Annotated in this window: 10 protein-coding genes; 4 read left to right on the forward strand and 6 right to left on the reverse strand. The window is 65.3% G+C overall.

The window, feature by feature from the left end; genetic code table 11:
• Positions 1 to 21 precede the first annotated feature (21 nt).
• A complete protein-coding gene (locus WM2015_RS05965) occupies positions 22 to 6,990 on the reverse strand; it encodes a tandem-95 repeat protein (protein WP_049725197.1) in 6,969 nt (2,322 codons plus the stop codon).
• A 224-nt stretch (positions 6,991 to 7,214) separates the two neighbouring features.
• Here WM2015_RS05965 and WM2015_RS05970 point away from each other — a divergent pair, with 224 nt between their 5' ends.
• Positions 7,215 to 7,565: a carboxymuconolactone decarboxylase family protein gene (locus WM2015_RS05970; RefSeq protein WP_049726992.1), complete on the forward strand. Its 351-nt coding sequence runs from the start codon at positions 7,215 to 7,217 to the stop codon at positions 7,563 to 7,565.
• Positions 7,566 to 7,929: 364 nt separating this feature from the next.
• Here the strand turns inward: WM2015_RS05970 and WM2015_RS05975 are convergent, their stop codons facing one another.
• The gene (locus tag WM2015_RS05975) at positions 7,930 to 8,310 is read right to left on the reverse strand and encodes a VOC family protein (protein ID WP_049725198.1); all 381 of its coding nucleotides are present in this window, start codon (positions 8,308 to 8,310) and stop codon (positions 7,930 to 7,932) included.
• The gene (locus WM2015_RS05980) at positions 8,307 to 9,965 is read right to left on the reverse strand and encodes a glycosyltransferase family 39 protein (RefSeq protein WP_049725199.1); all 1,659 of its coding nucleotides are present in this window, start codon (positions 9,963 to 9,965) and stop codon (positions 8,307 to 8,309) included. The genes WM2015_RS05975 and WM2015_RS05980 overlap by 4 nt, the downstream gene beginning before the upstream one ends.
• Before the next feature lie 100 nt (positions 9,966 to 10,065).
• On the opposite strand from WM2015_RS05980, the gene WM2015_RS05985 reads away from it, so the two are divergent.
• Genes WM2015_RS05985 through WM2015_RS05995 form a run of 3 tightly spaced genes read left to right on the forward strand, consistent with a single transcriptional unit; the run spans position 10,066 to position 11,640 of the window.
• On the forward strand, positions 10,066 to 10,467 hold the full coding sequence (locus tag WM2015_RS05985) for a DUF423 domain-containing protein (RefSeq protein WP_049725200.1): 402 nt from the start codon (positions 10,066 to 10,068) through the stop codon (positions 10,465 to 10,467).
• Entirely contained in the window at positions 10,460 to 11,290 is an 831-nt protein-coding gene (nei, locus tag WM2015_RS05990) for an endonuclease VIII (RefSeq protein ID WP_082169864.1), read from the forward strand. The genes WM2015_RS05985 and nei overlap by 8 nt, the downstream gene beginning before the upstream one ends.
• On the forward strand, positions 11,287 to 11,640 hold the full coding sequence (locus WM2015_RS05995) for a hypothetical protein (protein ID WP_049725202.1): 354 nt from the start codon (positions 11,287 to 11,289) through the stop codon (positions 11,638 to 11,640). The genes nei and WM2015_RS05995 overlap by 4 nt, the downstream gene beginning before the upstream one ends.
• A gap of 146 nt (positions 11,641 to 11,786) precedes the next feature.
• Here the strand turns inward: WM2015_RS05995 and WM2015_RS06000 are convergent, their stop codons facing one another.
• The 3 genes from WM2015_RS06000 to WM2015_RS06010 form a co-directional block, all read right to left on the reverse strand.
• Complete coding sequence (locus WM2015_RS06000) at positions 11,787 to 11,999, reverse strand: hypothetical protein (RefSeq protein WP_156200936.1); 213 nt, start codon at positions 11,997 to 11,999, stop codon at positions 11,787 to 11,789.
• Positions 12,000 to 12,778: 779 nt separating this feature from the next.
• A complete protein-coding gene (locus tag WM2015_RS06005; RefSeq protein WP_049725204.1) occupies positions 12,779 to 14,158 on the reverse strand; it encodes a DUF58 domain-containing protein in 1,380 nt (459 codons plus the stop codon).
• Positions 14,155 to 15,141, reverse strand: coding sequence for an AAA family ATPase (locus tag WM2015_RS06010; RefSeq protein ID WP_156200938.1), 987 nt, complete (start codon positions 15,139 to 15,141; stop codon positions 14,155 to 14,157). The genes WM2015_RS06005 and WM2015_RS06010 overlap by 4 nt, the downstream gene beginning before the upstream one ends.
• Positions 15,142 to 15,157 lie beyond the last annotated feature (16 nt).

Here is a 15,157-nt window from a genome sequence, read left to right on the forward strand (position 1 = left end):
CGCCAGGCCGCTCGAGCGATGTCAGGGGACGACCGTACAGCTGCCCGGTGTGACCAGCGCGGCCGTGGAGAAGGCGTCGGTGATCGTGTTGGTGGCCAGCAGATGGGCCTCGGAGTTCGCGCAGGCGCCGCCACAGTCGGTCACTCCGCTCTCCAGCAGCATGGCGCCTCCGGGATCGGTGAAGTCATCGAGCAGGATGTCATCACGAGTTCCCGAGGCCACGCCCGTATTGCCCCGAACGTTCATGCAGGTCACGGTGTCGCGGTCTCCGAGCCAGCCGATGGCCTCGTTGTTGGGGTTGGCGGCCGTGCCGCTCACGGTCAGCGAATTGTTGGTAATGGTCAGGTCGGCCGTGGCCGCGTCGCCCAGGGCATCGCCGATGATTCCGTCGATCGCCTGTCGGGTGGTGTTGGCCGTGTTGCCGTCGATCTCCAGCACCATCGCCCCGTCGCCGCGACCATCGATGCCGATCGCGCCGCCGGAGTTGATGAAGGTGTTGTTGTTGATCCGACCCGACAGGAGCGCGCTGTTCGTCGAGGTCGACACCAGGGTGAGGTTGATCGCTTCTTCGCCGACGTTGGGCGAGAAGTTCTCGAACAGGTTCGGCAGGGTCGTGCCGATATCGAAGCTGATGCGGGCACTGGTGGCCGCAGAAAGGACGATGCCCCGTGCGGCGACGCTGCCGCCGGGCGAGGCATCCAGCGTCGAGAGGAAGTCCGTGTCGTCGACGGTCAGGCTGGCCTCGGAGTTGTCCAGGGCATTGATCTGGATGCCGTCACTGCGGTTGTCGAGGAAGGTCGATCCGGTGACGATCACATCGGCCGATGCCGAGTTGCGGGTCTCGAGCAGCAATCCGTCCGCGCCAAGCACCGCACTGTTGGTGGAGAGCGTGCTGTTCGAGATCGTCAGCGGCGACAGCGTGCCCGAGACGTTGGTGATCTCGATGTTGTGCTCGGCCGAGCCGCTGATCGTCGTGTTCGAAATCGTGGCTGCCCCCAGCAGGTCCTCGAAGCGCAGTCCGCCTTCGTCCACCGCATCCCCATTGTTCGTGATCAGCGAGTTGCTGAGCGTGAAGTTGGTGACGGTCTGACCGAAGATGCCGTTGACGTCACTGCCCGAGATCTCGAAAGAGTTGAGCGTGACGTTCTCCGCGCTGGTCAGGCGGACCGCATCGCCCGTGCTGTTCGGGATCTGACCGTCGAGCACGTTCAGGCCGACGCCCGTCGTGTTGGTCAAGCGAATGCCGTTGACCGAATTGAAGGCCTGGAGATTCGAGCTTCGGATATTGATCACTCCACCGGTCAGATCGAGGGCAGGCCCGGCGTCCACCGTGAACGGGCCCGGATTGGGCGCGCCGGGGCTGGTCGGGCTGTTGACGGTTCCGATGTTCAGGGTGCCGAAATTGTTGCCGAAGACCAGCGGTCCGTTGCGGCCGTTCAAGCCGTTCGAGACGTCCTCGATGGTCCACACGCCCGGGGTGTTGGTCAGGGAGATGGCGCCGCCCGATTCGCCCGCATCGCCGTGGCGCGTGTACAGGGACTCGACGGTAAATCCGCTCGAGGTCGTGTCACTGATGTCGATGCAGTGGTTGTCGGGGCCCAGGTCGCCGTCGCAGAGGACGCGGAAGCGATTCATCGCCACGTTGCCGCTGACCCGACTGGCGATGGCCGGCACGCCGAGCGTAGTGCTGTCGACGTAGTTGAAGGCAATGACATTCGCCGTGCCCGTGTTCTCCAGGTAGATCGTCTCGGCCGTCGCCAGCTGGCCTGCCGGGTTGGCGCCGGTGATGATGGCGCCGCCGAAGGTGATCGGCCCCGAGCCGCCGACGATCTCGATCGTGCGGAAGGCAATGTTCGAACCCGACGCCACGGTGTGCGTGATGTTGCCGGCGTAGTTGATGGCCATCGTGCTGCTGTTGACGCGGAAGGGAACGCCCTGGATGCTCCGGATCGAGGAGCCTGCGTCACTGATGGTCAGGCTGCCGTCGCTGCCGTTCTCGATGCTGATGCCGGCGGTGCCGCTCGTGAGCTCGAAGGTGGCTCCGAAGCTGATGGTGCCGTCGGCGTTGCTCAGGAACAGGCCGGCTCCGCTGCCGGTGCCCCGGATCACGGGCGAAGACACGGTCAGCGATGCGGTGGAGTTGCGGATATCGAAGACATTGCCGTTGGCGTTGTAGATGATGCCGCCCGGCGTGGTGTCGGTGATGGTCCCGCTGATGCCGTTCAGGGCAATGACCGACACGCCGTCGCTGCTGACACTCGAGCTCATGCGACCCAGCGTGGCGTTGATCGTGCCGCCGTTCTGGAGGTTGAACACGCCGCCGTTGTTGAAGGTGGACACATCGCTGATGGTGGTCGTACCGATGTTGACGCCGCTGTCGGCGAAGGCGTAGCCAGCGGTCGAGTCGACCCAGAAGCCGCGCACGGTGTTGTTGCTGGCAATGTCGAAGGCGTCGTCGCCGGTGGTTCGGATCTGCGTCGGGTTGCCTTCCGCGCTGGCGGCGAAGCTGTTGTAGGCCGCACTGGTGCTGCCGGTGGCGGTGTAGACCGTGTCGAACTGCACCGTGCCGCCGTAGATCGACTGGCCGCTGCGGAGATTGAATCCGTCGGCCTCGTTGTAGAAGCCGGGGAAGTCATTGAAGACGTAGATCACGTCGCCATCGGCGGGGTTGTTGCCCGTCCCGTCATTGACCGCATTGAACGCGGCAATGCTGAGGAACGGATCGGCGAAGGTCCCGAGGTTGTTGCCGACACCTCCGCGATCGATGAACCAGGCGATGGTGCCGCCATCGGTGTTCAGACTGACGGTCGCCGTGCAGTTGGCCGTGACCTGGCCGAAGCCGTTCGAGATCGCGTAGCTGAAGCTGTCGGCGCTGGCGCCGGCCACGCCGGCGGGCGGACTGTAGTTGAAGCTGCCGTTGGCGTTCAGCGTGACGAAGCCACCGTTGGTCGTGGCCACCCGGCTCCCTACGTTGGCCGCGCTGCCCATGGACTGGGTGACGGTGATGTTGCTGCCGCTGTCGTTGGCCAGGACGCCGGCGACCGAGTTGATGTCGAAGTCGATGTTGGCGGTGCCCGTGAAGGTATCCGCGGTGCAGGACGGTCGATTGCCCACGGCCAGGGTGACCAGGGCATCGCTCGAGCCGACGCTGTTGCTCAGGCGGTACTCGAAGGCGAACAGGCCGACGTAGCCGGTCGGCGGCGTGAAGTTGTAGGTCCCGTTGGCATTCACCACCAGGCTGCCACTGGCGTAGTTGGGCAGCGGGCTGACCGTGGTGCCCTGGGCATTGCTCGTGACCGTGCCGAAGGGCGGGTTGAAGCCACCGCTGCCGTCGTTGGTCTGGATGGTACCGAAGCTGGCGATGGTCGCTGCCGGAGTCCCCAGGACGTCGTTGCTGTCGAGGTCTTCCGGCGAGCCGTCGGCCGGTGCCAGTGCGACGTCAAGGGCCGTGTGGAAGGCATCGCCCGGCGTGCTTCCGGCAGCCGCGAGATCATCGTTGGCGGTGGGGGCCTGTTCGACAACGATCGTGATGGTCGCGTCACTCGATCCGGCCGCGTTGGCCAGGCGGTAATCGAAGCTGTAGCTGCCGGCCGTGCTCGTTCCCGACAGGGTCAGCGAGCCATCGGCAAAGACCGAGAGCGCGCCGCCGGCAAGACCGGTGCTGCTGCCCGCCGGATTGCTGGTGACCGTGCCACCCAGATCGCCGCCACCGAAGCTCTGGACATTGGCCAGTGGTGAGCCGCGATCATCGGCGCCGAAGCCGTTGTCGGCGAACAGGGCGCCCGCGGGGAGCGTCAGCGGGTCGCCGACCGCCACGTTGAAGCTGTCCGCATTGGCGACCGGGATCGCCTGGACCTGAATGGTCACGGTGGCGATGCCGCTGCCGACGCTGTTGCTGAGCTGGTACTGGAAGCTGTAGTCGCCGGTCGTCGTCGCACCGGTCAAGTCGAGCGTGCCGAGGCTGTCGATGTTCAGGGTCCCGCCCGCCAGGCCGATGGTGCTGCCTGCCGGATTGTCCGTGACCGAGCCACCGAGGTCGCCGGCACCGAAGCTCAGCGAGGTGAACGGCGGGGTGCCGATGTTGTCGACGCCGCTGCCGTTGTCCGCGGTCAGGTCCACGTTCAGGACGTTGCCGATGACGACCGCCAGATCATCGTCCCGGGGCGCCGGTGCCTCGACGATGTCGATCGTCACGGTGGCGACGCTGCTACCGCTGGCATTGGTGATCTGATAGTCGAAGGCATAGCTGCCCGCGCTGACGCCACCGGCCGTTGCATCGACCGTGAGCGAGCCGCCAGCCTGAATGCTGACCGTGAAGCCGCCAATCGGATGGGTGTAGAGGCCAGGCGCTACCACCTGCGAGGCGCCCCCGATGTCGCCGCTGTCGGCATAGACATCGACGACGGCCGCGGGTGCGCCGGGGTCATCGTTGCTCAGCACCGACAGGCTCGAATCGACGCTGCCCAGGGCGACGTCCAGGGTGTCGGCCACCGCGACGGGGGCACGGTCGATGTTGATGATCTGCGCCGCACTGCCGGTGGCATTGTCGTCGTCGGCGACGCTCACCTGCGCGATGCGTGCCGTAGTGTCGCCCGAACTGGTGGTGAACTGGAGGGCGCGCAGCAGGGCTTCGGTCGCGATCTGATCGGCGTTCGTGTCGAGATCGACCCGGAACGGGGTCTGGGTGCCGGTGCCCGCATCCAGGCAGGCCCAGGCCTGGACCAGCGTGCTGATCGGCGTGCCTTCGAAGCTCACGGTCGAGCCGTCGAAGCCGATCTGACCGGCCCCGCCGCCCTGATTTTCGATCGTCAAAGTATCGAGGGGATCACAGGTCCCGCCGATGTCCAGCGTGGCTTCGACCCGGTTGAACTGGTTGGAATCGATGTCCGTCAGCGTCGCTGCCGGATCGAGGGTCACCGGTCCGACCCCGGCATCGAAGCTTGCGCCGGCAGTCGGGAAGCTCACGGTGGGCGGGTCGTTGACGCAGACCACCGTCACGGCCACGGTCGCGGTCGAGCCACCCGGCGCCAGGGTGTAGCTGAAGTCGTCGGTCGGGCTGCCGTCGTTGCAGGCATCCGGGTCGGGCTGGTAGGTCAGCCCACTGCCGCCACCGATGATCACCACGGTGCCGTTGGCGGGCTGGGTGGCCATGGCGATGCTGATCGGGCCGCCGTCGATATCGACATCATTGGCCAGCACATCGATGGCCTGGGCCGAATCGTCTTCGTTGACCGTGGCCGTGTCGTCCACGGCCAGCGGCGCATCGTCCAGCGGGTTCACGGTGATCGTGAAGGTCTGCACGGGGCTGGTGTCGGTGCCGCCGTTGGCCGTGCCGCCATCGTCCTGGACCGCGACGTCGAAGGTCGAAGTACCAGAGGCGTTCGGGGCCGGCGTGTAGCTCAGGTTTCCGGCCACATCGACGCTGGGTGCAGCGCTGAACAGGCTCGGGTCGGAGACGCCGGTGACGAGGTAGGCCAGTACGGATTGTCCACCCTCGTTCGGACCCGGGTCGAAATTCGTCACCCAGCCATTGACCGTCTGGGCGCCCGCGTCCTCGTTCACGGCGGGTGGGTTGCTGGCGGTGAATGACGGTGCGTCGTTGACGGCCACGATGGTGATCGCGACATTGGCCGTGGCACAGGCGGCCGGCGTCGGTGTGCCGTCGTCGCAGACCTCGTAGCTCAGGGAATCACTGCCGTTGAAGTCCGCGGCCGGCGTGTAGGTGATGGCACCCGTGATCGGATCGACGCTGGTGCTGCCATTGCCTGGTGCTGCCGTGATGGTGACCGTGGCCGGGTCCGGATTGCCATCGATGTCGCTGTCGTTAGCCAATACGTCGATCACGACCTGCGTGTTTTCGTCGGTCGACGCGAGGTCATCGCTGGCCACGGGAGGATCGTTGACGGGATTGATCGTCAGCGTGACCGTGGCCGGGTTCGAATCGCTCTGGCCGTCGTTGGCCAGGTAGCTGAAGCTGTCGCTGCCGTTGAAGTCCGGGCCGGGCAGGTAGTCGAAGCTGCCATCCGGGTTCAGGGTGAAGCTCTGGGCATTGGACGGGCCGGTGGCCAGGATGGCGTTCAGCGGATCCGCCTCGGGATCGCTGTCGTTGGCGAGCACCCCCGGGGCGGCCACGTTCAGGGCCGTGTCCTCGTCGGTCGAATAGGCATCGGCGGCGGCCGTCGGTGCCAGGTTCTCGACATCGACGACATCGATGCGGAAGAACACCTCGTCGCCCGCGGTGGATGCGAAGGCGGCCACGAGATCGATGGCCGAACTGGAGTCGGTGGCATCACCGGTTGGGTCCTGCGCGATCGCCGACAGACCGTTCCAGTCCGAGACGTCGCCATCGAGCAGGAAACTCATGGCCCAGGCGCTGCCGGCGACCAGCATGACCGCCATCAGAGTGCCCGTCCGACCCAGGCGCCGCTGGGCCAGGGTCGCCATGCCGAGCAGGATCAGTGCCATCAGGGCGAGGCCGAGCACCGTCAGGGTGGGGATGGCCACCGGCTCGAAGGGCAGGCCAAACAGGATCGGGCCGCCTGGGCCGCCGTCGATCGTCTCGAGTACATCGGAACCCGTGCCGTTGTCGCCGATGAAGGCCAGACGGACCTGCACGGCATTGGTCGACACCAGGGCCGACCGAGCTACCGCCAGTTCGATGGCATCGGCGCCGCCGAGGCCCGCGTTCAACGCCAGCGGATAGGGTGTCGGGAATCCGGGCACCGGGGCTGCGGTACCGAAGCCCGATCCGGCGCAGGCGGCTCGCTCCAATGCGACCACCTCGAGCGTCACGGGGTTGACCGAGGCCTGGAGTCGCTGCTCGAAGCCGCCCAGTGGGCCTCCGCCCGTGGGCACTACCGCGCAGCCCGTGGCGGCATCGTTATCGGTGTCGATCAGTACCTCGAAGTCCAGGGTCTGGGCACTGGCGGCTCCGAACGACAGGAGCGCGAAAAGGACGAACAGGATCCGGAAACGGACGGACGTGGACATTTGGTCATACCCCTCTGAATTGCCAATACGGACGCAACACCGCCAAGTGTATCCAGTATCGAGGTCTGGCGAGTGACATTCACGCCGTGCGACGGCATCCAGCCGGTGCTCCAGAGCAGGCGGTCGAATCCGGCTGGAGCGGTATTTGGTCCAGATCAATTCAGCTGTCTTGTGCGGATGAAACAATCCGGCTTCAGTCCCTGATCACAAGGAGCGTGATGGCCATGGCCGACAAGACCTTTCCCGAACGTTATGCCGCGCTGGGCGCGATGATGGAGCGCCTGGGTGGCGAGATTCCGGCGACGATGGGTGCCTTCGGGCAGCTGCACGAGGCGGCCGCCGCCGATGGAGCGCTGAGCGCGAAGACCAAGGAATTGATCGCGCTGGGCATCGCCATCACCGTGCGCTGTGACGGCTGCATCGCCTACCACGTGCACGATGCCATGCAGGCGGGGGCGAGCCATGCGGAAATCGTAGAGACCATCGGTGTGGCGATTCTGATGGGTGGTGGCCCGTCCGTGGTCTACGGTACCGAAGCCCTTCGGGCCCTGGAGCAGTTCGAAGCCGCGGCCTGAGACCGACCTGCATCGCCGCTCCGGTCGTAGGAACACTGCGTCCAGCCTCGGGCGCAGGGGTTCATGCACTGCAGGTGATGACGTAGTGCCGAGCTCACCTGCGCCGTTCGGTTCTGATCCAGCTGTCTCTCGAACAAGGCGACTTCCGTCTCCAGCTGGGCGAAGGCCAAGCAGCTGCAGTCGCAGTCCTTCGCCTGAACGGTTGCAGCGAAGAGGCCGAGGGTGATGAACGCGAGCGCGGTTCTGAGGGTCATGACGGCGAATCGTTGAAGGCTCACCTGTTCCTACGCAGCTTTGCCAGGAAAGCTGCCAGCGAGCGTCTGTGTCGAAAGGCCCGACTTCGAGGTGACGATCGTCAGTGCATTCAGCCGCGTCGTTCGACGCGCCAAGGCGGGTGCAGACGGTTGCTGCCGGCGTGATAGAGCTTGATTCGATTGCCGGACGGGTCGTGGAGTACGGCCTCGCGCCAGAGATAGGGCTGAGCGGTCGGCGCTTGATCGAAGGCGATGCCCCTGGCCTCCAGTTCCTGAACCCTCGCGTCGAGATCGTCGTCCTCGAAGTAGATGACTGCTCCGTTGTGATATTCCCCTTCCTCCAGAGCCAGAGAGAAGCTGGCCTCGCCGTCCGGGCATTCGAAGCGGGCGTAATGGGGCGTGTCGACGATCTGCACGAAACCGAGCAGCCGGTAGAAGGCGGTGGCTTCATCCATGTCCTTGACCGGCAGGGTGATCTGATTGAGATTCATTGGCTTGCCCGGTCCACAGTGTCGGCAGGCTCCAGGCGTCCCTCCGAATCCAGTTCCCAGCGTGGCAGTCGCGCACGTGCCTCGGCGTCGAGAGCGTCGAGCTGCTGCAGATGAACGATCGTCAGGCCGCCGATGGTCCGACGTTGCAGTGGCCGACCGTTCTGGATCAGGGCCGGGACCGGGGCCGAGTCGGCGTCGGCATGCTCGCTGGACAGGAAATGGTAGAAGGTCGGGTAGTTGGCGTGGATGAAGCAGTGATCCAGCGCATCGAGATCCGGGTGCAGGGCCTTGATGACCGAGTCCATCGAGACGTAGATGCCCCATTCGGGCGGTGGCTGGATGCCCTCGAAGACCAGATGGCAGGGCGGCGGTGGCCAGTCGATGTCACGAACGGCCGCGACGGCAGCATGCGCGAGCAGGGCGTTGGCGCGGCTGATCTCGGCCAAGCCGCGGGAATGATCCCGGGAGGCCGAACCCATGGCACCGATCAGCAGCACAGAGGCCAGCAGCAGGCCGACGTTGACGGGACGATGCAGGGGCCCGAGTGATCGCTGGATGCACAGGCCCAGGAGCAGTGCGAGCCCCGCAAGGCTCATGTAGAACAGCCGTGACTGCATGGCCGCCTCGACCGCGCCCAGTTCGGCGCCCATGGGCAGGGCATTCAAGCGCACGATGGGCGCTTGCAGGAGTGCGGGACCGAGCAGCAGCACGCCCGCGGCCAGCCACAGCGGCAGGCGCTGATCGCCCCTCTTCTTCATGCGTGCCGGGCCGATAAGGAGCAGGAACAGGGCGACGCTCGAGAGCAGGGCCAGCAGGAACAGGCCGCGTTCCATACCGTGCTCGAAGCCCAGGTAACCCGGTGCCAGCTCCATCCAGCGCAGGCTGCCCTCGAACAGGACCGTGGCCAGCCCCTCCTCGCCGACGATCGTCGACCCCCCGGTACCCAGAACCAGAAAACGCCACAGCAGAAAGACAGCCAGTGTGAGCAGGCACAGCGCGCTGGCCAGCCAGGCGCCTCGCTTGGCGGCGTCGCCGGTCCAGGCACGGTACTGCCAGAGAAGCAAGACGGCAGGAACCCCCAGCAGGCCCGTTTCCTTGGAGAGCATGGCGGCAAGCAGGCAGGCCAGACTGCCGATCAAGGGCCACTTGCCTTGCCGCGAGTCAGCCTGCCAGGCCAGGTTCATCGACAGCAGGATGAACAGCAGGGCCAGCAGGTCGAAGCGGGCCGACCACCACAGGGCGGTGCCGATGGCCACCGGATGGAGGGCGAAGAACAGGCAGGCGAGGAGGGCGGGGATGCGGTCCACCGCGAAGCGACGCAGCAGTGCGAACAGGGCGATGACGATGCCGATATGCAGGATCAGGGAATGCAGCGCATGCGAGCGGAATTCGGTCCCGCCGAGGAGCTGCCCGAACCAGAAACTGGCGTAGCCCACCGGGCGGAACACGCCCCCGGGCAGGACGAAGTGATCGTGGACGAAGAAGGCCAGGGGGTTGCCCACGAGACGGGCCATGGCCAGCTGCATGTAGTCGTCGCGCCCCCAGTCGCCGGCCAGACCGGGCCAGAAAGCCAGGGTACTCAGGCCGACGATCACGAGCAGCGCCAACCAGCCGGCCGCGCGGCAGGTCAAGGGCTTGTCCGGATTCGGAATCATCGCCCCAAGCTTAACCGCTCTGGATTGTCGGGATCGGATGATGCCATCGGCTTCATGCCGTTTCCGGGACAATGATCGCTGGTCAACCGGAGCGCTGCTGATGAACCCCGTCCTGTTTGCCGGAGCCTTGCTGGGCCTGCTGTCGGTGATGATCGGCGCCTCGGCCGAGCATCTGCTCAAGCCGAACGTCGATGCGGAGGTCTGGCGCTGGACCCTGACCGCGATTCGCTACCACCAGATCGGCGCCCTGGCGGTGCTGGCCTTGGGCCTGGCCTGGGCCGCCCCGCTTCGCCCGCTGTTCCGGCGCTGGCTGGGCGTGTCGGCCACCCTGTTCGTCCTCGGCACGGTGTTGTTCAGCTTTAGTATCTATGCCGCAGCGGTAACGGGCATGGAGTCCCTGACCCTGATCACACCGATCGGTGGCACGGTGCTGATGGCCGCCTGGGCAAGCTTGATCTGGGCGGCGCTCAGGCATGGTCGAGTGCCCGATTCCGATGCCTGAAGGACCGGAGATGTATCGCGTGGCCCGCCGCGTCGAGCAGGCGCTGGGTCAGGCGCCGCTCGAGGAGGTCTGGTTTGCCTTCGAGCGCCTGCAGTGCGAGTCGCCACGGCTGCAAGGCCAGCGCCTCAAGGGCGTTCGCACGCTCGGCAAGGCCCTGCTGATCGAATTCGAGGGCGGTGAAACGATCTATACGCACAACCAGCTCTACGGGCGCTGGATGTTCTCGGATCCTGATCGGCGTCCGGACACGGGGCGTCAGCTCCGTCTGGCCCTGAGCACCGAGAAATGCTCGGCCCTCCTGTACAGTGCCAGCGAGATCGAATTGATCGAACCGGGGGAACTGGAAGCTCATCCCTTTATTCGCCGAGTGGGCCTGGACGTGCTGTCCGACGAGGCCGATGTCGATGCCATCGAGCGCTGGATCGGCCGCCCCGAGTTCGCTGGTCGTCGCCTCGGCCATCTGCTCCTCGATCAGCGCTTTCTGGCCGGCGTCGGGAACTACCTTCGTTCTGAAATCCTGCATCAGGCCGGCCTGGACTGGCGTCTTCGTCCTGTCGATCTCGATCCGGTTCAGCGGCAGGCGCTGGCGAGCAGCGTGTATGGTCTGATGTGGCGTTCAGTGGACACGGGCGGCATCACCAATGCCCCCGAGCGCGTGGCAGAGCTGAAGCGGGCGGGCTGGAAGCGTCGGGATTACCGACATTTCGTATTTTCGAGGGCTGGACAGGCCTGCTTTCTCTGCGGCGGTGAGATCGAAAAGCTCACGGTCAGCGGTCGACGCCTGTATCGTTGCGCCCAGTGCCAGCCGGAGCCGTCATCATGAAGTTGCTCGAACGCTATGAATTCGCCGAGGAAGCGCAGGAGCGCGCTGCATTCCTGCGCTCGCGCGGCATTGCCGCCCACGTGGAGTCCTTGACTGCCCTGCGGCCGGCAGCAGCCCATCGCAACCTCTACCACGCCGCGCTCTGGGCGATCCTCGACCATCAGGCTGACGATGCCGAGGCCCTCTTGAAGGATCCCGATCACCTCGTCCGCGACCCGCTCGACGAGCGCGAGATGAACGAACTGATCGAAGTCGGCGGCGACCAGGCCCGACGCACCATGATCAAATGGGGCCTGATCGCCCTGGCCGGCCTGCTCGCCCTGGCGATGGCACTTCCGCTCTTGTTTTGAAGGCTTTTGGGGAACCGCAGATTACGCAGATGCACACAGATTGGAAAGGCACAGAGCAAGAGAGAACTGTTTCGATCCAGCCTTTCTTGGATCTGCGCGAATCTGCGTAATCTGTGGTTGAAAAATTTCCTCGAACCAAGGGCAGCCTAGAACATGCCGGTGGCCTTTAGCTTGCGGTACTGGCTGACCAGGGCGCCGGCGAGCTGGTCGGGGCGCAGGTCGAGGTGGATGATGCCGAGCTGGCGCAGCTTGCGCGTGGCGGCCTGGCGTTGTGCGCGATACAGGGAGTTGCCGGCCTGGAGCAGGGCCGATCTTGTTTTGAAGGCTTTTTGGGAACCGCAGATTACGCAGATGTACACAGATTGGAAAAGCACAGAGCAAGAGAGAAGTGTTTCGATCCAGCCTTTCTTGAATCTGCGCGAATCTGCGTAATCTGTGGTTGAAAAATTTCCTCGAACCAAGGGCAGCCTAGAACATGCCGGTGGCCTTTAGCTTGCGGTACTGGCTGACCAGGGCGCCGGCGAGCTGGTCGGGGCGCAGGTCGAGGTGGATGATGCCGAGCTGGCGCAGCTTGCGCGTGGCGGCCTGGCGTTGTGCGCGATACAGGGAGTTGCCGGCCTGCTCGCCCTGGCGATGGCACTTCCGCTCTTGTTTTGAAGGCTTTTGGGGAACCGCAGATTACGCAGATGTACACAGATTGGAAAGGCAAAGAGCAAGAGAGAAGTGTTTCGATCCAGCCTTTCTTGAATCTGCGCGAATCTGCGTAATCTGTGGTTGAAAAAATTCCTCGAACCAAGGGCAGCCTAGAACACGCCGGTGGCCTTTAGCTTGCGGTACTGGCTGACCAGGGCGCCGGCGAGTTGGTCGGGGCGCAGGTCCAGGTGGATGAAGCCGAGCTGGCGCAGCTTGCGCGTGGCGGCCTGGCGTTGTGCGCGATACAGGGAGTTGCCGGCCTGCTCGCCCTGGCGATGGCACTTTCGCTCTTGTTTTGAGGGCTTTTTGGGAACCGCAGATTACGCAGATGTACACAGATTGGAAAGGCAAAGAGCAAGAGAGAACTGTTTCGATCCAGCCTTTCTTGAATCTGCGCGAATCTGCGTAATCTGTGGTTGAAAAAATTCCTCGAACCAAGGGCAGCCTAGAACACGCCGGTGGCCTTTAGCTTGCGGTACTGGCTGACCAGGGCGCCGGCGAGCTGGTCGGGGCGCAGGTCCAGGTGGATGATGCCGAGCTGGCGCAGCTTGCGCGTGGCGGCCTGGCGTTGTGCGCGATACAGGGAGTTGCCGGCCTGGAGCAGGGCCGATTCGAGCTTGAGTGGGCGTCCATCGGCCGGGCCTTCGAGCTCGTCCAGGGACTCGCGGAGATCGGCCAGCACGACCAGATGACGCTGCCGCATCAGGGACAGGGCCGGGTCCAGGTCCTCATGGTCTTCGTCGCGCAGATTGGTCAGCAAGACGACCAGACTGCGTCGGCGCTCGCTGCGCATCAGGTCGCCCGCGGCGCCGAGAAAGTCCGGATGGCCCAGGCCGGCGTCCAGATCGTAGACCGTCTCGAGCAGGGCGCCGAACTGGCGCTGACCGCGCCCGGCCGGCAGGCGGCGCTCGCGGCCATCGGCGGCCGCCAGGGTCTGGAGACTGACCTCGTCACCCTGTTTCAGCGCCACATGGGCCAAGAGCAGCATGGCGTTGAGGCAGCGATCGAAGTGGCTCAGGCCGTCATCCTGGATGCGCATGCGGCGAGAACAGTCGAGCAGGAAGACCACGCGCTGGTTGCGTTCTTCCTGGTAGTCCTTGGCGATCAGCTTGCGCATGCGTGAGGTGGCGTGCCAATCGACCTGGCGGAGGCTGTCGCCTTCCCGATAGTCGCGCAATTGATGGAAATCGGAACCGCTGCCGCGACGCTGCTGCTGGTGAATGCCCAGCGCCTGCAGGCGCCGGTCACCCGCGAGGCGGCCGTACTGCACGACCAGGTTGAAGTTGGGGTAGACGCGGATCGGATCGCGTCGCTCCAGGTGGATTCGTCGGGACCAGAACCCTAGCGGGCTCTGCCAGGCCAGGTGGATGCCATCCAGCGCCATGGCGCCCCGATGCCGGGCCGTGGCGCGCCAGAACAGCCGGTGACGCTGGCCCGGCTGCAGGGTCTGGACCTTCGGCAGGCCCTCGCTGCGAATGGAGCCGGGGTGCAGGTCGTGGATCATGGCCTCGATGCTGCGTGTGCCTCGATGGGCAATTTCGGTCTGGACGGTGACGGGTGCGTCGACGGGCCAGCGCTCGGGCAGGTGGCGGGTCACTTCGAAGCCCGGGCGCTCCCTGAGCAGTCGAAGCGCATCGATCAGCGCGATGATCGCGATCAGGACGCCGATGCCCATCCAGGTGCTGATCACGCCGCTCGCGGCCCCGAACCAGTAGCACAGGGCGCCGATCAGCCACCAGGCCAGCAGCAGTCCGAGCAGACGCCCGGCCGGTCGAACGAGGCCGCGGGGCATTCTCGAGTCGGCGATGTCGGGATGCTCGCTCACTGACGGGGCGCTTGCTGATCCTCGATCAGTCGTTCCAGCACCTCGTCCGGGCTCTGACCTTCCATCTGGAATTCCGCGCTCAGGGTGATGCGATGGCGCAGGCAGGCGGTGGCGAAGCGCTTGACGTCGTCCGGTACGACGAAGTCCCGTCCGGCCATCAGGGCGCTGGCCTGGGCCACGCGCAGCAGGGCGATGCTGGCTCGCGGTCCGGCGCCGATCTCGATGCCGGGCCACTGGCGGGTGGCGCGGGCGATCGCGACGGCGTAGTCGGCGATTTCCTCGTCGATCCTGATCTTCCTGGCCTGGGCGCGCAGGGCCAGGGCGGCGGCCGGATCGAGCATGGCTTCGAGGGTCTGGGCCAGGCTGCGGAGATCATCGCGAATGCCGGCCAGATTCATGGCAATCCGACGCTCGGCCTCGGCGTCGGGGTAGTCGATCAGGACCTTCATGACGAAGCGGTCGAGCTGGGCTTCGGGCAGCAGATAGGTGCCTTCGTGTTCGATCGGATTCTGCGTCGCCAGCACCATGAAGGGTTCGGGCACGCTCAGGGCCTTGCCTTCGATCGTGACGCGCTGTTCCTGCATCACTTCGAGCAGAGCGGCCTGGGTCTTGGCCGGCGCGCGGTTGATCTCGTCGGCCAGCAGGATGTTGCAGAAGATCGGCCCCCGGCGCAGCCTGAACTTCTCGCTCTTCATGTCGTACATGGCATGGCCGGTGATGTCGGCCGGCATCAGGTCGGGGGTGAACTGGATGCGTGAGAACTCGCCGCCCAGCGTGGTCGCGAGGCACTGGGCGAGCAGGGTCTTGGCCAGGCCGGGCACGCCCTCGATCAGGACATGACCGCCGGCCAGGAAGGCGGCCAGAACCTGTTCGATCACGGCGGACTGGCCGAGGACCACGCGATTGAGCGCGGCGCTCAGCTCTCCCAATCGCTCGGCAGCCTCGGCGTGGGTCGGATCGGCGGTGGTAGAAGAATCGTTCATGGGGTTTCCTTGGGCT

Source organism: Wenzhouxiangella marina, assembly GCF_001187785.1.
Lineage (GTDB): Bacteria > Pseudomonadota > Gammaproteobacteria > Xanthomonadales > Wenzhouxiangellaceae > Wenzhouxiangella > Wenzhouxiangella marina.